A 20,172-nucleotide genomic window follows, 5' to 3' on the forward strand; every position below is an offset into this window, starting at 1 on the left:
GGTCCGACGTCCGACGCACCCGCCGGCTACGCCGCGATCGTCAGCTCCTCGCGGAAGCGGGCGACCAGGCGCGACAGCAGCCGGGACACGTGCATCTGGCTGACCCCGATCTCCGCGCCGATCTCGGCCTGGGTGCAGCCACGGAAGAAGCGCATCTCGACGATCAGCCGCTCGCGACGCGAGAGCTTGTCGAGCAGCGGCGCCAGCATCGCGCGGGCCTCGGCCAGGTCGAAGCCGTGGTCGAGCTCGCCGAGCCGCTGGCCGGTGGTCTCGTCCCCCTCCTCGCCGACGGGCGCGTCGAGGGAGGCGGGAGCGAAGCAGCCCTGGGCGCCGAGCGCGTCGATGACCTGCTCGAGCTCCAGGCCGAGGTGCTCGGCGATCTCGCTGGGACGCGGCGCGCGGCCGAGGCTCTGGTAGAGCTCGGTCTCGCAGCCCGCGATCTTCTGTTGGGTCTCCTGGATCGACCGGGGCGGGCGCACGGTCCAGCCCAGGTCGCGGAAGTGGCGACGGATCTCGCCACGGATGGTGGGGACGGCGAAGCTGAGGAACTCGCCGCGATCGGGCCGGAAGCCCTTCACGGCCTTGACCAGTCCGACGTACGCCACCTGCTCGAGGTCGTCGTCGGCGATGCCGCGGTTCCGGAAGCGGCGGGACAGTTCCCGGGCGAGCGGCATGTTGACTCGGATGATCTCCTCCTCGATCCGGGCGCGCTCGCCCTCGGAGGCGGCGTGCTCGGCGAAGAGCTGGGCAGTGATCTCGGAACGACTCTCTGACATCGTGGACAACTGTCGAGCCTCCCTATCCGGTTGTGGGCGCCACTTCTTGACGCCCCCACTACCTTCCGTCGGTGGTGGAGAGACAAACCACCCACGGGGGTGAATTGCTGTGACGCAGTGCACCCCATGGAAAGCCTCTCGGGCCCGGTCCTCACGATCCCGCGGGTGCGCCCGTGGCGATGACCTACGTCGGCCGCAACCTCGAGACCGGCGCCGTCCGCCGGCTCACCTGGCACGCCTCCAGCCCGGCGAGCTGACGCCCCCCGACGTCCGCCGACACGCCCTCCGCGGGGGCCGCTCCTGGCTGCCGCCGGGCCTCTGACCTGCGCATTTCCGCTCGGCAGACGATCGGCTGGAGGAACTTCTCGGAGCTACTTGCATGCCGGGGGGTCCGGGCGTACGGTTACCCCTACATCTAGTAGTTACACGGATGTAGTTATCCACATCTAGTGCACAGCCTGGATCTGGAAGCACACAGCCGGACTGCTTGTTGTACACAACGAAACCCTCGATATCCACAGCCGCGAGCCCCCGAGAAGGGGCTTCCGAGGCATGTCCGGGCACCGGGGCCGTTGCCAGCACGACATGACCGAGGGAGGGAGGCCCGCGATGCACTGTCCGTACTGCCGGAACACCGACACCCGGGTGCTGGACTCCCGGGTCGCCGACGACGGCGGGTCGATCCGCCGCCGGCGTACCTGCTCGGCCTGCGAGCGTCGGTTCACCACCGTCGAGATGATGCAGCTGACGGTCCTGAAGCGCTCCGGCGCGACCGAGCCGTTCACCCGCGACAAGGCGATCTCCGGCGTCCGGAAGGCCTGCAAGGGCCGTCCGGTCACCGAGGACCAGCTGGCCTGCCTGGGCCAGGAGGTCGAGGACGCGCTCCGGCTCTCCGGTGCCGCCGAGATCCCGGCCCACGAGGTCGGCCTGGCCATCCTGGGCCCGCTGCGCCGGCTCGACGAGGTCGCCTACCTGCGGTTCGCGTCCGTCTACCGCGCCTTCGAGTCGGCCGACGACTTCGAGGAGGAGATCTCCCTCCTCCGCGCGGAGCGCGTCACCGCGACCGAGCCCGTTCCGACGGGCTGACCAGACCGCCCGGCGTGTGTAGTGGGGAAGCTGCACGCGCCGGGCGCACCACCTCTTCCCCCACGTACGAGGCCACTGTCGGTGGCAACAGCTTTGATCGAGCAACACCAACCTCGAGAGACGGGACACAGAGGGATGACCGAGACGGTGAGCGGCAAGGCCACGGCTCAGACCAAGCGGACGGGCGCCGGGCTGAAGATCCAGCGGGTCTTCAGCACCGAGGGGGTGCACCCGTACGACGAGATCACGTGGGAGCGCCGCGACGTCGTGCAGACCAACTGGAAGACCGGTGAGACGGTCTTCGAGCAGCGCGGCGTGGAGTACCCCGACTTCTGGTCGGTCAACGCCTCGACCATCGTCACCACGAAGTACTTCCGCGGCGCGGTCGGCAGCGACCAGCGCGAGTGGAGCCTCAAGCAGATCATCGACCGGGTCGTGAAGACCTACACCAAGGCGGGCGTCGAGCACGGCTACTTCGCGACCCCGGCCGACGCGGAGACCTTCGAGCACGAGCTCACCTGGCTGCTCGCGCACCAGTACTTCTCCTTCAACTCCCCGGTCTGGTTCAACGTCGGCACCCCGTCGCCGCAGCAGGTCTCGGCCTGCTTCATCCTCTCCGTCGACGACTCGATGGACTCGATCCTGAACTGGTACAAGGAGGAGGGCTTCATCTTCAAGGGCGGCTCCGGCGCCGGCCTGAACCTCTCCCGCATCCGCTCCTCCAAGGAGCTGCTCTCCTCGGGCGGCACCGCCAGCGGCCCGGTCTCCTTCATGCGCGGCGCCGACGCCTCGGCCGGCACCATCAAGTCCGGTGGCGCCACCCGCCGCGCCGCGAAGATGGTCGTGCTCGACGTCGACCACCCCGACATCGAGGAGTTCGTGGCGACCAAGGCGCGCGAGGAGGACAAGATCCGCGCGCTGCGCGACGCGGGCTTCGACATGGACCTCGGCGGGGCGGACATCACCTCGGTCCAGTACCAGAACGCCAACAACTCGGTCCGCGTCAGCGACGAGTTCATGCGCGCCGTCGAGGACGGCACCGACTTCGGTCTGCGCGCCCGCAAGACCGGCGAGGTCATCGAGCGCGTCGACGCCCGCGACCTGTTCCGCAAGATCGCCACCGCCGCGTGGGAGTGCGCCGACCCGGGCCTCCAGTACGACGACACGATCAACGACTGGCACACCAACCCCGAGACCGGGCGGATCACCGCGTCCAACCCGTGCTCGGAGTACATGTCGCTCGACAACTCCTCGTGCAACCTGGCGTCGCTGAACCTGCTCAAGTTCCTCAAGGACGACGACACCTTCGACGCCGAGCTGTTCGCCCAGGCCGTCGAGCTGATCATCACCGCGATGGACATCTCGATCTGCTTCGCGGACTTCCCGACCGAGGCGATCGGCAAGACCACCGTCGACTACCGCCAGCTCGGCATCGGCTACGCCAACCTCGGCGCGCTGCTGATGGCGATGGGCCTCGGCTACGACAGCGACGGCGGTCGCGCGATGGCGGCCACCATCACCTCGCTGATGACCGGTACGTCGTACAAGCGCTCGGCCGAGCTGGCCGGCGTCGTCGGGCCCTACGCCGGCTACGCCCGCAACGCCGAGGCGCACAAGCGCGTCATGCGCAAGCACCAGGCCGCGAACGACACCGTCCGCACCCTCTCGATCGCCGACAGCCAGGTCCACAAGCTGGCCACCCAGGCGTGGGCCGACGTGGTCGCGCTCGGCGAGCAGAACGGCTTCCGCAACGCCCAGGCCTCGGTGCTCGCGCCGACCGGCACCATCGGCTTCATGATGGACTGCGACACGACCGGCATCGAGCCGGACTTCTCGCTGGTCAAGTTCAAGAAGCTGGTCGGCGGCGGCTCGATGCAGATCGTCAACCAGACCATCCCGCGGGCCCTGAAGAAGCTGGGCTACGACGAGGAGAAGATCGAGGCGATCGTCGACTACATCGCCGAGCACGGCCACGTCGTCGACGCGCCGGGCCTGAAGACCGAGCACTACGAGGTCTTCGACACCGCGATGGGCGCCCGCGCGCTCAAGCCGATGGGCCACGTGCGGATGATGGCGGCGGCGCAGCCGTTCCTGTCGGGCGCGATCTCCAAGACGGTCAACCTGCCGGAGACGGCGACCGTCGAGGAGATCGAGGAGGTCTACCTCCAGTCGTGGAAGCTCGGCCTCAAGGCCACCGCGATCTACCGCGACAACTGCAAGGTGGGCCAGCCGCTCGCCGACGGTGGCGGCAAGGCCAAGAAGGACGCCCAGGACGCCGCCGACGCGGCGGCCGCGGCCGACGAGCCGACCAAGGTGGTCGAGAAGATCGTCTACGCCCCGACCCGCAAGCGTCTCCCGAAGTCGCGGACCTCGCGCACCACCTCCTTCACGGTGGGTGGCGCCGAGGGCTACATGACCTCGGGTGCGCACGACGACGGCGAGCTCGGCGAGGTCTTCCTCAAGCTGGGCAAGCAGGGCTCGACCCTGGCCGGCGTGATGGACGCGTTCTCGATCGCGGTCAGCATCGGCCTCCAGTACGGTGTGCCGCTGGAGACCTACGTCTCGAAGTTCACCAACCTGCGCTTCGAGCCGGCCGGCCTCACCGACGACCCGGACGTCCGGATGTCGCAGTCGATCATGGACTACATCTTCCGCCGCCTGGCGCTGGACTACCTCGACTTCGACAAGCGCTCCGCCCTGGGCATCTACTCCGCCGAGGAGCGCCAGCGCTACCTCGAGACCGGCTCGTACGAGCCCGTGGAGGAGACCGGCTCCGCCGCCGAGCTCATCGAGGCGCCGGTCATCGAGTTCGTGGACGCCGCCCCGGCCCCTGAGGTCGAGACCAAGGACACCCACGGCGCCGAGGCCCGCGAGGTTCCCGCCCAGCCCTCCAAGACCGCCCACACCTCGGCCGAGCTCCTCGAGCAGATCACCGGCCACGCGGTCGACAGCCCGCTCTGCTTCACCTGCGGCACCAAGATGCGCCCCGCCGGCTCCTGCTACGTCTGCGAGGGCTGCGGCAGCACCAGCGGCTGCAGCTGATTCCCCGAAGCGTTCTCGTCAACCGAGAACTCAACGCCTAACGGGAGCGCTCAACGAGGTTGAGTTACAGGGCCCGGCCCATGCGGCCGGGCCCTGTTCTTGCGCTTGCAGCCGCCGGTGGGGTTTGGGCGTCAGGGGTCGCCGGCTCATGCCGGCGGCAGCACCAGCGTCCAGGCGACCGCCTTGCTCGACGGAAGTCCCGCGGTGGCGGCGAGCGCGGGGATGGTGCCGGGGCCGGCGCCGCCGGTGTCGCCGGCCGCCGCGGTGAGCAGGCCGCCGCCGCTGCCGGTCGTCGCCGCCCGACCGGTGATCCCGGCCGGCAGCGTCCACCCGTGCGGCGTGGAGGACTTGTCGACCCAGTACCGCACGACAGTGGAGCTCTCGGCGGCGACGGTCGTGGCGGGTGCCAGGTGGCTGGCGCCGGACCCGGTCTCGGACGCGGAGGCGACCGCGGTGGGAGCCCCTGCGCCGGCGTACGCCAGCAGCGCCAGGGCGGTCTTCGACGATGCGTCGAGCCGGACGCGGACCGTCGCGCCGGGGTCCGCGGGCGTGGCCGTCTTCGTGAATACCCAGGACCGCACGTCGGTGCCGTCGGACACCGTGCCGCGCAGGGTCCACCCGGCAGGGGTGGTGGCGGTGCCGGCCCGGTTGACAGTGGCGAAGAGGACCAGCGTGGCGGTGCCGCAATGATGGCCCCATGACCTACGACGTCGACCGCGTCCGCGCCGACTTCCCGGCCCTGTCCCAGGGCGTCGCGCACTTCGACAACCCCGGCGGCACGCAGGTGCCGCGCCAGGTCGCGGCCGCGGTCGCGGACGCGATGACGGCCGGTATCTCCAACCGCGGATCGGTCACCGTCGCCGAGCGGCGGGCGGACGAGGTCGTGCTCGGCGCGCGGCGCGCGGTGGCGGACCTCCTCGGCTGCGCGGCGGACGGGGTGGTCTTCGCCCGGTCGATGACGCAGGCGACGTACGACGTCGCGCGGACGCTCGCCCAGGACTGGAAGCCGGGCGACGAGGTCGTGGTGACCCGGCTCGACCACGACGCGAACATCCGCCCGTGGGTCCAGGCCGCCGAGCGGGCCGGAGCGACGGTCCGGTGGGTCGGCTTCGATCCGGAGACCGGCGAGCTCGACGTCGCCGACGTCCGCGCGGAGCTCTCCGAGCGCACCCGGCTGGTCGCCGTCACCGCCGCCTCCAACGTCCTCGGCACCCGGCCGGACATCCCGGCGATCGCGGCGGCCGTGCACGAGGCAGGAGCGCTTCTCTACGTCGACGGCGTGCACCTCGCGGCGCACGTGCCGGTGGACGTGAGCGCCCTGGGCGCCGACTTCTTCGCCTGCTCGCCGTACAAGTTCCACGGTCCGCACCACGGGCTGGTCGTCGCGGCGCCGGAGCTGTGGGAGCGGCTGCACCCGGACAAGCTGGTGCCGTCGAGCGAGGCCGTCCCGGAGCGGTTCGAGCTGGGCACGCTGCCCTACGAGCTGCTGGCCGGCACGACCGCGGCCGTCGACCACCTCGCCGGCCTGGCCTCGGACGCCGGCGACCGGCGGACGCGGGTCCAGGAGTCGATGCGGGCGGTCGAGCAGCACGAGGCGCGGCTGCTCCACCGGCTGCTCGACGGCCTCGCCGAGATCCCCGGCGTGCGGACGTACGGCGCCCCGGCCCGTCGTACGCCGACCGTGTTCTTCACCGTGGAGGGCAGGGAGCCGTGTGAGGTCCATGCGCACCTCGCGTCGCTCGGCGTCAACGCGCCGGCGAGCAACTTCTACGCGATCGAGGCGTCCCGCTGGCTGGGCCTCGGCGACGCCGGCGCCGTCCGGGCCGGCCTGGCCGCGTACTCCAACGACGACGACGTCGACCGGCTCCTCGACGGCCTGCGCTGAGTCGATGCCCGACCGCCAGCGCATCTTCGTCGTCAGCGCCCCGCTCGACGACGCCGGCCTGGCCCGCCTCCGCGGCCTGGGTCGCGACCCCGTCGTCCTCACCGCGCCCACCCCCGAGGCCGCCCGCGTGGTGCGCGCGCTGGCGGCGGAGCCGCACGTCGACGCGCTGCTCGCGCCGGTGAGCCACCCGCACGTCGACCGCGGGCACCGGCTGGACGAGCTGGTACGGCGCCATGCATTGCGCGACCGGTTCCGCGACGTCGTCGTCGTGACGGACCGCGCGAGCGCGACCCTGCTGCTGCGCGTGCTGGCGCCGGACCAGCTGGCCGACCAGGGGCAGGTCGTCGTGGTCGGGCTGGCCCGCGGTGGCCGGCCGGTCGCCGTACGGCGCGCGGTGGTCGCGGGGCTCGTGCTCGGCGGCATCGCCTACGTCGCGGACCCGGTCGTGTGGATCCTCGTGCTGCCGTTCCTCGTCGCGGTGGCCGGCGCCGTGCTGCTGCTCCCGCGACAGGCTCGCCACATCGGGCAGGCGCTGCTGCTCGCCGCAGGGATCGGGCTGCTCGTCGCCCTCGCGATCGTGGCCGGCTCGGCCCGGTTCCCCGCCGGCTGACGGCGTCGCGGGCCTGGTCAGCGAGCTGCACGATCGGGTGGCGTCCACGCCTCCACGGCCTGCTCGAGGTTCAGCACGATCGCGGCGGCCGCGAAGTGGTGGCTCCCGGTCGACACCTGCGCCGACGCGACGCGCGATCCCAGGTCGGAGACGGCGGACCGGGCGTCGTCGAGGTCGCCCGAGTCACGCAGGAGCGCGGCGACGCAGCGGAACGCCTCGGCGGTGGTGGCGCGGAGCTCGGCGGCGGCGGGGTCGTCGTTGCGGATCTCGGCGCGCTGGTCGGAGACGAGGGCGATGACCTCGTCGACGCATCCGGTGAGCCGCTGGAGGGCCTGGGCGCGGGCGTCGTGGCGTTCGGTGGTCTCCGCCCACCGGCCAGCCTTCCAGTTCGCGCGGCGGGCCTCGCGGGCCTCGTCCATGAGGACGTCGGCGTCGCGGGCGGTGCGGCCGAGCGAGGCGCGCAGTGAGTTCCAGTCCTTCTCGGCGAGGATCTCCTGGTCCAGCGCGGCGGCGAGCTCGTCGAGCTGGTCGGCGAGCTGGGCGCGCAGGCGGTCCTGGGCGAGCGCGGCAGGGGTGAGCGGCAGCTGGGGGAAGGCGAGGTAGACGCCGACGCCGACCACGGCGCCGACGGCGGTGAGGCCGCCGTACGCCGCGGTGTACTCGACCGGGTTGCCCTTGCCGGCGATGAGCACGAACATCGCGGCGAGCGGCACCCAGCTGCCCATCCCGCCGGCCAGGCCGGTCGCGCCGACGACGGCGCCGGCGACCACGGCCAGGCCCAGGGGGATGGGCTCGGGCAGCGGGAGCGACTGGGCGGCGAGGGCGATCGCGGCACCGAGCAGGATGGCCACCACGACCTCGACCGCGCTCCGCGCCGACCGTACGACCGCGGTGGAGACGACCGACAGGGCGCCCAGTGGGGCGTAGTAGGCGTACTCCGTCGCGAACCCGCCGAGCGGCTGCACCACCAGCCACGCGAGCATCGCGGCGATCGCGGCCTTCACGGCCAGGAACAGCTGCGGGTGGGTGCGCGCCCGGCTCCGGACGCGCTGGACGGCGGTGCTGGTGCTCACGCGGGCCTGGTACCCGTCCTCATGACCGGACGATCCGGACCGCGCCCTCCCGCCGCGGGTCGGCGGCGGCGACCAGGCGCCCGTCGGGGCGCAGCAGGGTGGCGGCGACGCCGCCGTAGTACATGGTCAGGCCCTCCTCGGTCTCGCGCTTGACGACCTCGGTGGACCGCCCGGCGTCGTGGACGTGCACGCGCGGGTGGTGGATGGCCTCCTGGAGGCCGAGGCCGCCGACGAACCGGGCGAGCACCTGGGCGATCGCGGTGGCGATCCGGCCGGCACCGGGGGAGCCGAGCGCCAGCACCGAGCCGTCGGGGTGGCGGCCGACGGTCGGCGCCATGTTCGACAGCAGGCGGGAGCCGGGAGCGAGCGCGTGCAGGCCGCCGGGGTTGAGCTCCTGCTCGCCGAGGGTGTTGTTCAGCCAGATGCCGGTGCCCCGCGCGATCATCCCGGAGAAGTAGCCCGACGAGACCGTGACCGCGCAGGCGCGGCCGTCGGTGTCGGTGGCCGAGCAGTGCGCGGTGGAGCCCGACTCGAGCAGCGACGCGGGGCCCTGGCCGAGCACCTCGCGCTGGACCCCGATCATCCGATCGGTGTCGCCGGGGTCCCACGCATCGAGGAGACGGAGCATGGCGATGACGCTGAGGCCGCCGACCGAGGGCGGCGGCGTGGTGGCGAGCGTCCAGCCGCCGGTGCTGGTGGCGAGGGATGCGCGCACGACCGGCTCGTACGCCGCCAGGTCCTCGGGCCCGAGCACCCCGCCGCGGTCCAGCACGTCGGCGGTGATCAGCGCGGCCAGCTCGCCGGTGTGCAGCGTGGCCGACCCCTCGGCGGCGATCAGCTCGAGCGAGCGGGCGAGGTCGGGCAGCCGCACCCGGTCGGTGACGAGCTCGCCGTGGTCGTCGTGCACGGCCGCCCGGCTGGCGTCGTCCCAGCCGAAGATCGACTCGTGGACGTACTCCAGGTAGTAGCGCGACGCCGCGCCGAGCCGGAAGCCGCCGCGCGCCACGTCGATCGCGGGCGCCACCACCTCGCGCCACGGCAGCCGCCCGTCGCGCCGGTGGGCGTCCTCCAGCGCGGCCACCGACCCGTGTGTCGCGACCGAGCCGGGCCCGATGGTGATGTCCACGCCACCGCCGTACTCGGTGTGGATGTCCCAGGTGCCGCCGCCGAGCTGACGGCCGCGGCCGGGCATGTCCATCCACCCGTCGACGGTGTACGGCGTCGCGCCGCCGGCCGGCTGCACGGTGACGAACCCGCCCGAGCTGAGCGACACCAGGCCGACCTCGTTGACCATCGTGACCAGCGCGGCCGCGAGGGCTGCGTCGATGGCGTTGCCGCCGGCACGAGCCACGGCCTCCCCGGCGTCGGCGGCGGCCTCGTTGGGCGCGGCGATGGCGACGTCGGGCACGCTGGCACGTTACCTGCCGCGCAATCGCGCGTTCTCCGCCTCCAGGGCGCGGAGGCGCTCCTCGAGCGTGAGGACGTGCGCGATGCCGGCGAGGTTGAGGCCCTCGGCGAGCAGGTCGCGGATGCGGTGCAGCCGGTCGATGTCGTCGGCGCTGTAGAGGCGGGTGCCGCCGGCGGTGCGGTCGGGCTCGAGCAGCCCGCGGCGCTCGTAGACGCGGAGGTTCTGGATCTCCATCGACACCATCTCGGCGGCGACGGAGATCGCGAAGACGCCCTGGCTGTTCTGCGGCACGGGCTTGATTCTGCCTGATGGAAGCGCTATATAAAACCTGTAACGACAAGTACAGGTATGGACTTGGTCCATCGACAGAGAACCAGGAGGACATGCGATGTTGCTGCGCACCACCGACCCGTTCCGTGACTTCGACCGGCTGACCCAGCAGCTGCTCGGCACCACCAACCGTCCCGCGGTGATGCCGATGGACGCGTGGCGCGAGGGTGACCGGTTCGTGATCGAGTTCGACCTGCCGGGCGTGGCGAAGGAGAGCATCGACCTCGACGTCGAGCGCAACGTGCTGACCGTCCGCGCCGAGCGCGTCGCCCGCAACGGCGACTGGGAGGCGTTGGCCTCCGAGCGGCCCAAGGGCCAGTTCAGCCGCCAGCTCGTGCTGGGCGACAACCTCGACCTCGACCGCATCGAGGCGGCGTACGCCGACGGCGTGCTGCGCCTCGTCGTCCCGGTCGCCGAGCGGGCGAAGCCGCGCAAGATCGAGATCGGCGCCGGCTCCACCGACTCCGAGCGCACCGCCATCGAGGCCTGACCCGACGTCCACCCGAGGCCGGCCCCGCCACGCTCACGCAGCCCCGGCGGGGCCGGTTTCTGCGTTGCCGAGATGCGTCGATTCCCCTCCATGGGGCAGGCTTGACGAATGACGACCACCATCGCGCGCCTCTCCGCCGAGGACGTGCACCTCCTGGGCATGGAGCTCGACGCGATCCGCCAGGACGTGCTCGACTCACGCGGCGAGCGCGACGCGGCGTACATCCGGCGCCTGGTGAGGGCGCAACGGCTGATCGAGCTCGGCAGCCGGGCGGTGCTGCTGCGCAGCGCCCACCGCGGTGCGTGGCTGCTGGGGACCGCGGGGCTGGCCGTCGCGAAGATCCTCGACAACATGGAGATCGGCCACAACGTCCTGCACGGGCAGTGGGATTGGATGCGCGACCCGAAGATCCACTCGAGCACCTGGGAGTGGGACCACGTGACCCCGGCGGCGCAGTGGAAGAAGGCGCACAACGACACCCACCACCGCTTCACGAACATCCTCGGCAAGGACAACGACCTCGGCTACGGCATCATGCGCGTCGACGAGGCGCAGGAGTGGAAGCCGCGCTACCTCGTCCAGCCGGCGTGGAACTTCGTGACCGCGTGCATCTTCGAGTACGGCATCGCGATGTTCGACCTCGACCTCGGCGACCACATCCGCGACAAGCGGGACATGTCGCCCGAGAAGCGCGCCGAGGTGAAGGTGGCGCTCGCCAAGGCGCAGCGCCAGCTCGGCAAGGACTTCGTCGTCTACCCGATGCTGTCCGGCCGGTCGTGGAAGTCCACGCTCGCGGCGAACGCGACCGCCAACCTCGCGCGGAACCTGTGGTCGCACTCGGTGATCATGTGCGGCCACTTCCCGGAGGGCGTCGCGACGTTCGAGCAGGACCAGCTCGACGAGAACGAGAGCCGCGGCAGCTGGTACCTGCGGCAGATGCTCGGGTCGGCCAACATCTCCGGCTCCAAGGCCCTGCACCTGATGACCGGCAACCTGTCCCACCAGATCGAGCACCACATCTTCCCGGACCTCCCCAGCAACCGGTACGCCGAGATCGCCCCGCGCGTGCGTGAGGTGTTCAACCGCTTCGAGCTGCCCTACAACGCGCGGTCGATGGTCCGGCAGGTCGGCAGCGCGTGGCACAAGGTCGTCCGGCTCTCGCTGCCGAACGGCTGGCTGGCCGAGACGAACCGCCGCAACCTCGTGCCCCAGCTCAAGGTCCTCGCGCGCCAGGCGCTCCAGCCGGCGCGCTGATGCGGCGGACCCTCCTCGGGCTGGTCCTGGTCGCCGGTCTCACCGCGGGGTGTGGCGAGGACGCGTCACCGCCCGAGCCGCGCCCGGTGGTGATCGGGGCCGACGCGCTCGTGTGGGCCGAGTGGTCCACCGTGCACGTCGGCGACGCGACGTACGACCTCGGCAAGCAGGTCGTGCAGGAGATGGACCGGACGCCGTACGGGCTCTACCTCCGCACGACCGCGCACCCGGCCAACGGCCCGTTCCGGACCGTGTTCTTCGACGGCGAGACCAGGACGCCGATCGACGAGGTGGACGGCGACCTCGTCACCTCGCCCGACGGCGAGCTCGCCGCCTGGATCGACCGGACCGGCCCGGAGCGCCCGGCGGGGCAGGTCGCGCAGGTCGTCGTGGTGCGGACCGAGACCGGCGAGACCGTCTTCAGCACCGCGGACGGGATGGGCGGCGAGGAGGGCGACGACCTCGGCGACCGCTACGAGGAGCTGCCGCCGCGCGTCGTCGACCTCACCGCCGACCGGCTGGTGTGGGTGAACTCCGAGGGCGCGGGCTCCTATGTCACCACCGACCTGGCGTCCGGGGAGAGCACTCTGTCGGAGCGGATGCCGCGGCTCCGGCCGACCAGCGGCTACCGGTTCTGGTCCCCCGACGGCGAGTACCGCGTCGACGCGCGGGCGGCCTACCGGATGCGGGTGCGCCCCGAGCAGCCCGACTTCGGGCACCGCTGGGTGCGCCAGGGCGGCTGGCTCGGGCCGCACCAGATGCTGGCCGTCGGCCAGGACGCGCGCGAGCTCGGCTACAACCCGGGCCGGCCCGACATTACGCCGGGCTACCTGCTCTCCTGTGACCTCGCCTCGGGGACGTGCGAGCAGGTGGCCGAGGTCAGCGGCGCCCGCGACGTGGTCTTCCCGGGCGTCGACGTGTCCTACTGACGGGGAGGCGGCTCGTTCCCCTTCCCAAGGCGGTTGCCATGTCGCAGGACATCGGTGACAGTTCTGCATCAGGACATCGGTGATACTTCTGGTGCTCTTGGTGGTGACACTTCGACCGCGAGTCTGCGGCGGTGGCTGCCGACGAACCCATTGATCCCCGTGTCGGTCTCGCGATCTCGCAGTGGCCCGAGGATGCTCCACGGGGCTCCGTCTCGACGTTCTGTGCCGAGCACGGCATTTCGCGCAAGTCGTTCTACGAGCTGCGCAAGCGCACGATGCTCGAGGGGCCGGCGGCGGTGCTCGAGCCCCGATCCAGACGTCCGGCGTCGAGCCCGACGAAGCTGAGCGATGAGGTCAAGGCACAAGCGATCCAGGTACGTGCGGCCCTGGAGGCCTCCGGGCTGGGCCACGGCCCGATCAGCGTGCACGACAAGATGAAGGCGATGGGCCTGGACGTAGTGCCCTCGGTCGCGTCGCTGGCTCGGATCTTCCGCGAGGCAGGGGTCGCGCGACTGGAGCCGAGGAAGCGGCCGCGTTCGGCATGGCGACGCTTCGTCTATCCGGCGCCGAATGCCTGCTGGCAGCTCGACGCCGCCGAGTACGTGCTGACCGGTGGCCGCAAGTGCGTCATCTTCCAGCTCATCGACGACCAGCTGAACCCGTCGCGGCGTGGCCTGCTCGGCCAGCTCGTCGACCACGTGTCGCGGCTCGGGGTCGAGGCGATCACCGGCAAGCCCTACAAGCCGACCACCCAGGGCAAGAACGAACGCTTCCACCAGACACTGTTCCGGTGCCTCGACAAGCAGCCACTCGCCGAGTCGATCCCCGAGTTGCGGGCCCAGGTCGACGCGTTCGACCACATCTACAACACCCAACGTCCCCACCAGGGACTGCCGGGCCGGGTCACCCCGCTGACGGCCTGGGAAGCGACTGCGAAGGCCGAACCACCGCGACCGAAGGCCGAGCAGCGGCCATGGTTCGACCGGCCAATGCCAACCCGATACCTGCCCCCGCAGCCGCCACCACCGGCAGACCTGCCACCCGACACCCGCGTGCGGAAGGTCAGCAGCGTCGGCGCCGTCCATGTCGACAAGGTCTTCTACAAGATCGACGTCGAGCACCGGTTCAAACAGGTCCTCGTCATCGCCGACGGCGACAAGCTCACCATCACCGACCTCAACGGCGAGGTGCTTGCCGAGCACACTCGACCGGCGTCCGGCATCACCTACGTCGGCAACGGCCGACGGCCCGGACCACGCCCCAAGAACCTCTCAGCGTCACCGATGTCTTGAGACACCAACTGTCACCGATGTCCTGACACAGAACTGTCACCCATGTCCCGAGACATCACACTTCCCAAGGCGGTCGAAGCAGCGTATAATCGAACATATGTTCGAACTCCGCGAGGCTGCCGACGCTCAGATCGTCGACCGCCTGACCGAGCTCGAACGTCTCAAGTCCGCGGCCGCTGCCGAGCAGGCGCGGCTGGCCGCCGAGCTCCACGAGCGTCGTTCGGGAGGCCGGGCCGTGGCGCACGAGGTGGCGCTGGCGCGGCAGGAGTCGCCGTACGCCGGACGGGAGCATCTCGCGCTCGCCCTGGCCCTCGTCCACGACCTGCCCGAGACGCTCGCCGCGCTCGATCGCGGCGAGATCAGCGAGCGGCGCGCGTTGATCATCGCCCGCGAGTCGGCGCATCTGCTGCGCGAGGACCGGGAGCTCGTCGACGCGACGCTCGGGCCGCTGGCCGGCCTCGGCGACCGCGAGGTCCTGGTCGCCGTCCGGCGGCGCGTGTTCGAGGTCGACCCCGAGGTGGCCGAGGCGCGGGGGCGCCGCGCCCGCGCCCGCCGGCGCGTGACGTTGCGCCGGCTGTCCGACGGCATGGCGCGGGTGACCGCCGAGCTCTCCGCGTCCGACGCCGTGCTGGCCGTCCGCTCGCTCGACGAGCGCGCGACGGTGCTGCGAGCGTCCGGTGATCCGCGCACCCATGCGCAGCTGATGGCTGACGAGCTCGTCGACCGGCTGAACCAGCCGGCGGTCGTGGGCTCCCGGCGCACCGAGATCCAGGTCGTCATGAGCGCCGAGATCCTGCTCGGCTGCGATGTCACCACGCCGGCGCACCTCGCCGGCTACGGACCGGTGGCGCGCCGCGAGGTCGAGCGGCTCCTGGACGACCCGGCGGCCGAGGTCTTCGTCCGCCGGGTGTTCGCGAACCCCACCGATGGCGGTCTCGTGGCGATGGACAGTCGGGCGACGGCGTTCCCTCCATCGCTGCGGCGCCTGATCTTCCTGCGTGACGGCGAGACCTGCCGCACCCGGTGGTGCGATGCGCCGGTCCGGCACGCCGACCACGTCCACCCGCGTCGCCGCGGCGGCGCCACCGACCTCGACCAGGGGCAGGGCCTCTGCGAGGCGTGCAACTACGCCAAGGAGGACCCCGGCTGGGTCCACCGGGTCACCTCGCAGTGGCCCGAGCGACATACGACCGAGGTCGAGACGCCCACCGGCCACCGACATCGATCCCGGGCACCGGCGGCACCGGTGCGGCCGAAGGTCTTCCCGCGCCTCGACATCGTCCTGGCCGCCTGATCCCGACCAGCCGGCGAGCGCTCAGGGCGCCGACGGCAGCGACACGGTCGCGCCGAGCGAGACGTCGACCGACGGCAGCAGGGACTCCGGTGTCGAGGTCGGCGGCGCGGAGGGCTGCGACGTCGTCGACGACGTCGGGTTCGTCGGGCTCGCCGGCGTCCCCGGCTCCTGCGGCGTGTCCGTGGGCTGCGTCGGATTCGGTTTCGCGGTCGGTGTCGGGGTCGGCGTGCGCGTGGGCGTGGGCGTGGGAGCCGGGTGATCCGGCGACCACGGCGTCCAGGAGGCGCCGGTCGCGGACGCGAGGCCGACGGCGGCGGCCAGCAGCAGGAGCACGACCAGCGCGGCGACGAGCGCGGCCCGCCGTCGCGGACGCCGCACGGGCGCGGGGGAGCTGCCCGCCTCGGCGGCCAGCCGGTCGGTGAAGGCGGGATCCACGCGTCGACGGGAGGTGTCCGCGTGGAGCAGCTCGCGCAGGCGGCGGCGAGACCGTTCCCGGGCCATGGGTACGACCTTGCCACGCCTTTCGGGTACGGACACGCTTGCGGGGTCCGTCCGGGAGGGACGCTGATGATGCACGGCGAGGGAGACGAGCTCGTCCTGCGCGCGCAACGAGGCGAGCAGGCGGCGTGGGCGGAGCTGTACGCCGACCACGCCGAGCGGCTCGTCGTGTGGCTGCGGCACTGGGCCCACCCCGACCCGGCGGCCGACGCCGAGGACATCGCCGCGGAGGCCTGGCTGACCGCGGCGCGCCGGGTCGGTGACTTCCGCGGGGACCGGGGCGACTTCGCCGGCTGGCTGTTCGGCATCGCCCGCAACGTCGCTCGCAGCCACTACCGCGCCCGGCGGACCCATGCGACGACGCGGCTCGGGCCGGAGACGGCCGAGCGTTGGGTGGATCGCGCCGACCCGGAGCGCACCGTGGCCGGGGCCGACCTGGCCCGGAGGCTCGTCGCGGCGCTGCCGGAGCGCGAGGCGCAGGTCGTGGCGTGCCTCGACGTGGTCGGCCTCGACGTCGCGTCGACCAGCCGCGCTCTGGGGATCAGCCCCACCGCCGTACGCGTCGCTCACCACCGCGGGCTGCGTCGGCTGCGAGAACTGCTGGAGATGTAACGCTGCGCCCTCCCGCCGCCATGTGAGGTCATCAGCAACTCTCGGGAGGGAACATGAAGAAGCTTCTCGCAATGCTCGTCGTGACGAGTCTCTGCCTGGTGGGAGCCCAGGCGGCGGACGCGTCCCGGCCGTCGGACCAGACGCGGTCCCCGGTGGCACACACCAAGGCTGGCGACCTGAGGTCGCGGCTCGTCGGATCGACCGCCGCCGGGCGCGACGTCACCGGCTCGTTCGTGCCGCTGAAGTTCCTCGAGCGCAACGGCCGGGTGCTCGTGCGCGGGCTCGTGCAGGGCGTCGTGCACCAGCGGGCCGGCGAGCGCACGACGTTCGCGCAGATGAAGACCGTGCGGGTGAAGTCGATCAACGGGGAGCCGGTGCGGGGCCGTCAGGCCGCCGGTGGCCTCTCCTGCGACATCCTGCACCTCGTGCTCGCACCGCTCGACCTGGACCTGCTCGGCCTGCGGGTGCACCTGGACCGGGTGGTGCTGGACATCGACGCGGTCCCCGGCGCCGGCAACCTGCTCGGCAACCTGCTGTGCGCGGTCACGCACCTGCTGGACGGCGGGCTGCCCGGGCTGCTGGGCCGGCTGATCGTGCTGCTCAACCGGATCCTGGCGATCCTCAGGCTCGGCTGACCGGCGCGGCGGACTCCGCCTCGGCCTCGGCCTGCGGGCCGGGGACGAGGTGGGTCCGGGCGCGGGCGACCGGGACGAAGACCGCGACGAGGGCGGCCGCGGCGCCGGTGAGCGTGAGGACCAGGAAGCCGTGGGTGTAGCCGGACTCCACCGGGAAGCCGCTCGGCTGGACCTGGGCGGTCACCACGCTGGCGACCACGGCCGAGCCGATGGCCCCGCCGACGGTACGGATGTTGGCGTTCATGCCGCTGGCGACGCCGGTCTGGGACTGCGGCACCGCGTCGACGACGATGTTGGAGATCGCGGCGAAGGCGAGGCCGAAGGCGAAGCCGAGAACGGTCGTCTCCACGACGAACATCCAGAGCTCGTCGCGCGCGAGGGTGAGGGCGAGCGTGCCACCGGAGGTGAGGGCGGCGCCGAGGACCAGCATCGCCTTCGAGCCGTAGCGGCGGGCGAGGGCTCCGGCGAACACACCGGCCACGAACGTCGCCGCCGTCTGCGGCAGCAGGAGCAGGCCGGACTCGGTGACGCTGGCGCCGAAGCCGTACCCCGCGGCCTCGGGGGTCTGGAGGAACTGGGGGAGGAACACGAACGAGGAGTACATGCCGAAGCCGAAGAGCAGCGCGACCAGGTTCGCGGTCCACACGGTGGGGATCCGCATCATCCGCATGTCGACCAGCGGCTCGCTGCTGCGTGCCTCGGCGACCACCCAGGTCGGCAGCAGCACCGCAGCCGCGACGAACAGGCCGATGACGCGCGCGGAGTCCCAGCCCCAGACGTGGCCCTGGCTGACGCCCAGCAGCAGCGCGACCAGCCAGGCCGACAGCAGGAGCGCGGTGCCGCCGTTGATCCGGCCCGGGGCGCGCTCCGGGGACTCGGGTACCCAGAGCGCGGCCGCGACGGCGGCCACCACGGTCATGGCCATCGGGATCCAGAACAGCCAGTGGTAGCTGAGCGCGTCGACCACCGGCCCCGCGATCACCAGGCCGACGCCGCCGCCGACGGCGAGCAGCGCGGCCGCCGTACCGATGGCGCCGGCGACCTTCTCGCGCGGGAACTCGTCGCGGATGATCCCGAAGGTCAGCGGCAGCACGCCGCCGCCGATGCCCTGGATCACGCGCGCGGCGATCATCACGCCGATGCTGGTCGCGACCGCGGCGAGCAGCGAGCCGACGGCGAGCGCGGCCAGCGCGACGACCAGCATCCGCTCCTTGCCGACCTTGTCGCCGACGCGGCCCACGATCGGGGTGAAGACCGAGGCCGAGACGAGGTACGCCGTCAGGACCCACGTGACCGTCGCCTGGTCGGTGTCGAGCGCCGCCGCGATCGTGGGGAGCACCGGGTTGACCATCGACTGGAGCAGCGCGAACGTCGCCACCCCGAGGCACAGCACGACGAACGTGATCCGGTAGTCGGTGCGGCGGTCGAGGGGAGCGGTCACGTACGGCCACAACTCGATCGCCTGCAGGTACATTCCGTAGCCTGGTCAGGTCATGCCCAGAAGTCAGCAGAGCCTGTGTCACCACTTCGAGGCCGGCCGGTGCCGGTCGTGCACCTGGCTCGGTACGCCGTACGACGCCCAACTGGTCGCCAAGCAGCGCCAGGTCGAGGAGCTGCTGCCGCCACTGCCGTGGGAGCCGGCGGTGGCGAGCGCGCAGCTCGGCTTCCGCAACAAGGCCAAGATGGTCGTGCACGGGACCGCGGAGTCGCCGACGCTCGGCATCTTGAACCCAGCCGGCTCCGGCGTGGATCTGCGCGACTGCCCGCTGCACACCGCGGGCATCCGGGCGGCGCTGCCGGTGCTCGCGAGGTTCGTGACGCGAGCCGCGATCGAGCCCTACGACGTGCCGACCCGCCGCGGTGAGCTCAAGCACCTGCTGGTGACCGAGTCGCCGGACGGCGAGCTGATGGTGCGCTTCGTCCTGCGCTCGCAGGAGCCGGTCGCGCGGATCCGCAAGCACCTGCCGTGGCTGCGGGAGTCGCTGCCGGCCATGGTCGTGGCCTCGGTGAACCTCCAGCCCGAGCACAAGGCCGTCCTCGAGGGCGACCGCGAGCTGCCGCTGACCGAGCAGGAGACGCTGACCATGCGGGTCGCCGGCCTCGACCTGCACCTGCGGCCGCAGAGCTTCTTCCAGACCAACACCGCGATGGCCGGCGAGCTCTACCGGCTGGCGCGCGCCTGGGTAGGCGACGTCGCGCCGCGCACGGTGTGGGACCTCTACTGCGGCGTGGGGGGGTTCGCGCTCGCGGTGGCGGGAACCGGCGTCGACGTGACCGGCATCGAGATCAGCACCGAGGCCGTGGCGTCGGCGACGCTCTCGGCCGCGGGGAGGGCCAGGTTCGAGGCCGGCGACGCGACGGCGTACGCCGCGGGGGCGGGCGCGCCGCCCGACCTGGTCGTCGTGAACCCACCACGACGCGGGATCGGCGAGGAGCTGAGCGGGTGGTTGGAGTCCTCGGGCGTGCGCCACGTCCTTTACTCGAGCTGCAATGCCCAGACGCTGGCCAAGGACCTGGCCGCGATGCCGTCGCTGCGGCCGGTACGCGGCCGGCTGCTCGACATGTTCCCGAACACCTTGCACTACGAGGTGCTCGTGCTGCTGGAGCGGGCGTGACGGATCACCGCGCGCTGCTCGAGGAGGACCGGCGGCGTACGTCGGCCCGGCTGGCGGCGCTGCGCGGCGACTACCGCGGCTTCGTGGAGGCGTCCAAGGACAGCAACGCCGACGACGAGCACGACCCCGAGGGCGCGACGATCGCCTTCGAGCGTTCCCAGGTCGGCGCGCTGGTGTGGCAGGCCGAGGAGCACCTCGAGCAGGTCGACGCGGCGCTGGGGCGCCTCGACGCCGGGACGTACGGCGTCTGCGCGGTGTGCGGCCGAGCGATCCCGCCCGAGCGGCTGGAGGTGCGGCCGGCGGCCGCCACGTGCGTGGGGTGCGCCTAGCCGCCGCCGATGTC

At 72.0% G+C, this 20,172-nt stretch carries 19 protein-coding genes and 2 pseudogenes; 14 read left to right on the forward strand and 7 right to left on the reverse strand.

Going from position 1 to position 20,172, the window contains the following annotated elements:
- Positions 1 to 26 precede the first annotated feature (26 nt).
- Complete coding sequence (locus ACYQ0U_RS14130) at positions 27 to 776, reverse strand: sigma-70 family RNA polymerase sigma factor (protein WP_459973928.1); 750 nt, start codon at positions 774 to 776, stop codon at positions 27 to 29.
- 609 nt (positions 777 to 1,385) lie between these two features.
- On the opposite strand from ACYQ0U_RS14130, the gene nrdR reads away from it, so the two are divergent.
- Complete coding sequence (gene nrdR, locus ACYQ0U_RS14135; RefSeq protein ID WP_459973930.1) at positions 1,386 to 1,862, forward strand: transcriptional regulator NrdR; 477 nt, start codon at positions 1,386 to 1,388, stop codon at positions 1,860 to 1,862.
- 135 nt (positions 1,863 to 1,997) lie between these two features.
- Positions 1,998 to 4,904, forward strand: a complete 2,907-nt coding sequence (locus tag ACYQ0U_RS14140; RefSeq protein WP_459973931.1) for a vitamin B12-dependent ribonucleotide reductase — start codon at positions 1,998 to 2,000, stop codon at positions 4,902 to 4,904.
- A 146-nt stretch (positions 4,905 to 5,050) separates the two neighbouring features.
- On the opposite strand, the gene ACYQ0U_RS14145 is transcribed toward ACYQ0U_RS14140, so the two are convergent.
- A complete protein-coding gene (locus tag ACYQ0U_RS14145) occupies positions 5,051 to 5,503 on the reverse strand; it encodes a hypothetical protein (protein ID WP_459973933.1) in 453 nt (150 codons plus the stop codon).
- Between the two features lie 98 nt (positions 5,504 to 5,601).
- On the opposite strand from ACYQ0U_RS14145, the gene ACYQ0U_RS14150 reads away from it, so the two are divergent.
- Together ACYQ0U_RS14150 and ACYQ0U_RS14155 are read left to right on the forward strand one after the other, a co-directional pair.
- Entirely contained in the window at positions 5,602 to 6,789 is a 1,188-nt protein-coding gene (locus ACYQ0U_RS14150; protein WP_459973935.1) for a cysteine desulfurase-like protein, read from the forward strand.
- Positions 6,790 to 6,793: 4 nt separating this feature from the next.
- Positions 6,794 to 7,399, forward strand: coding sequence for a hypothetical protein (locus ACYQ0U_RS14155; RefSeq protein ID WP_459973937.1), 606 nt, complete (start codon positions 6,794 to 6,796; stop codon positions 7,397 to 7,399).
- A 17-nt stretch (positions 7,400 to 7,416) separates the two neighbouring features.
- Here the strand turns inward: ACYQ0U_RS14155 and ACYQ0U_RS14160 are convergent, their stop codons facing one another.
- From ACYQ0U_RS14160 to ACYQ0U_RS14170, 3 genes are read right to left on the reverse strand one after another with little or no spacing between them, the layout of a single operon-like run.
- Positions 7,417 to 8,472, reverse strand: a complete 1,056-nt coding sequence (locus ACYQ0U_RS14160) for an aromatic acid exporter family protein (RefSeq protein WP_459973939.1) — start codon at positions 8,470 to 8,472, stop codon at positions 7,417 to 7,419.
- Between the two features lie 19 nt (positions 8,473 to 8,491).
- Entirely contained in the window at positions 8,492 to 9,880 is a 1,389-nt protein-coding gene (locus ACYQ0U_RS14165; RefSeq protein ID WP_459973941.1) for a gamma-glutamyltransferase, read from the reverse strand.
- Positions 9,881 to 9,889: 9 nt separating this feature from the next.
- On the reverse strand, positions 9,890 to 10,171 hold the full coding sequence (locus ACYQ0U_RS14170; RefSeq protein WP_459973943.1) for a MerR family transcriptional regulator: 282 nt from the start codon (positions 10,169 to 10,171) through the stop codon (positions 9,890 to 9,892).
- Between the two features lie 97 nt (positions 10,172 to 10,268).
- On the opposite strand from ACYQ0U_RS14170, the gene ACYQ0U_RS14175 reads away from it, so the two are divergent.
- The 6 genes and pseudogenes from ACYQ0U_RS14175 (at position 10,269) to ACYQ0U_RS14200 (ending at position 15,469) form a co-directional block, all read left to right on the forward strand.
- Positions 10,269 to 10,700: an Hsp20/alpha crystallin family protein gene (locus ACYQ0U_RS14175; RefSeq protein ID WP_459973945.1), complete on the forward strand. Its 432-nt coding sequence runs from the start codon at positions 10,269 to 10,271 to the stop codon at positions 10,698 to 10,700.
- Between the two features lie 108 nt (positions 10,701 to 10,808).
- Positions 10,809 to 11,954, forward strand: coding sequence for a fatty acid desaturase family protein (locus tag ACYQ0U_RS14180; protein ID WP_459973946.1), 1,146 nt, complete (start codon positions 10,809 to 10,811; stop codon positions 11,952 to 11,954).
- Positions 11,954 to 12,883, forward strand: a complete 930-nt coding sequence (locus ACYQ0U_RS14185; protein ID WP_459973948.1) for a hypothetical protein — start codon at positions 11,954 to 11,956, stop codon at positions 12,881 to 12,883. The genes ACYQ0U_RS14180 and ACYQ0U_RS14185 overlap by 1 nt, the downstream gene beginning before the upstream one ends.
- Before the next feature lie 131 nt (positions 12,884 to 13,014).
- Positions 13,015 to 13,830 (forward strand): annotated as a pseudogene (locus ACYQ0U_RS14190) (integrase core domain-containing protein); the annotation flags it as partial.
- 72 nt (positions 13,831 to 13,902) lie between these two features.
- Positions 13,903 to 14,175: pseudogene (locus ACYQ0U_RS14195) on the forward strand (Mu transposase domain-containing protein); the annotation flags it as partial.
- Between the two features lie 97 nt (positions 14,176 to 14,272).
- Entirely contained in the window at positions 14,273 to 15,469 is a 1,197-nt protein-coding gene (locus tag ACYQ0U_RS14200) for an HNH endonuclease (protein WP_459973950.1), read from the forward strand.
- A gap of 21 nt (positions 15,470 to 15,490) precedes the next feature.
- On the opposite strand, the gene ACYQ0U_RS14205 is transcribed toward ACYQ0U_RS14200, so the two are convergent.
- A complete protein-coding gene (locus ACYQ0U_RS14205) occupies positions 15,491 to 15,970 on the reverse strand; it encodes a hypothetical protein (protein ID WP_459973952.1) in 480 nt (159 codons plus the stop codon).
- Between the two features lie 66 nt (positions 15,971 to 16,036).
- On the opposite strand from ACYQ0U_RS14205, the gene ACYQ0U_RS14210 reads away from it, so the two are divergent.
- The gene (locus tag ACYQ0U_RS14210) at positions 16,037 to 16,579 is read left to right on the forward strand and encodes an RNA polymerase sigma factor (protein ID WP_459973954.1); all 543 of its coding nucleotides are present in this window, start codon (positions 16,037 to 16,039) and stop codon (positions 16,577 to 16,579) included.
- A 53-nt stretch (positions 16,580 to 16,632) separates the two neighbouring features.
- Positions 16,633 to 17,214, forward strand: a complete 582-nt coding sequence (locus ACYQ0U_RS14215; protein ID WP_459973956.1) for a hypothetical protein — start codon at positions 16,633 to 16,635, stop codon at positions 17,212 to 17,214.
- Here the strand turns inward: ACYQ0U_RS14215 and ACYQ0U_RS14220 are convergent.
- Entirely contained in the window at positions 17,201 to 18,688 is a 1,488-nt protein-coding gene (locus tag ACYQ0U_RS14220; RefSeq protein WP_459973958.1) for an MFS transporter, read from the reverse strand. The two genes, ACYQ0U_RS14215 and ACYQ0U_RS14220, sit on opposite strands and share 14 nt — an antisense overlap.
- 19 nt (positions 18,689 to 18,707) lie before the next feature.
- Here ACYQ0U_RS14220 and rlmC point away from each other — a divergent pair, with 19 nt between their 5' ends.
- Positions 18,708 to 19,829: a 23S rRNA (uracil(747)-C(5))-methyltransferase RlmC gene (rlmC, locus tag ACYQ0U_RS14225; RefSeq protein WP_459973960.1), complete on the forward strand. Its 1,122-nt coding sequence runs from the start codon at positions 18,708 to 18,710 to the stop codon at positions 19,827 to 19,829.
- Positions 19,826 to 20,158, forward strand: coding sequence for a TraR/DksA family transcriptional regulator (locus ACYQ0U_RS14230; RefSeq protein ID WP_459973961.1), 333 nt, complete (start codon positions 19,826 to 19,828; stop codon positions 20,156 to 20,158). Before rlmC ends, ACYQ0U_RS14230 begins: the two co-directional genes overlap by 4 nt.
- Positions 20,159 to 20,172: the final 14 nt, after the last annotated feature.

The sequence above is a fragment of the Nocardioides pyridinolyticus genome (assembly GCF_054653575.1).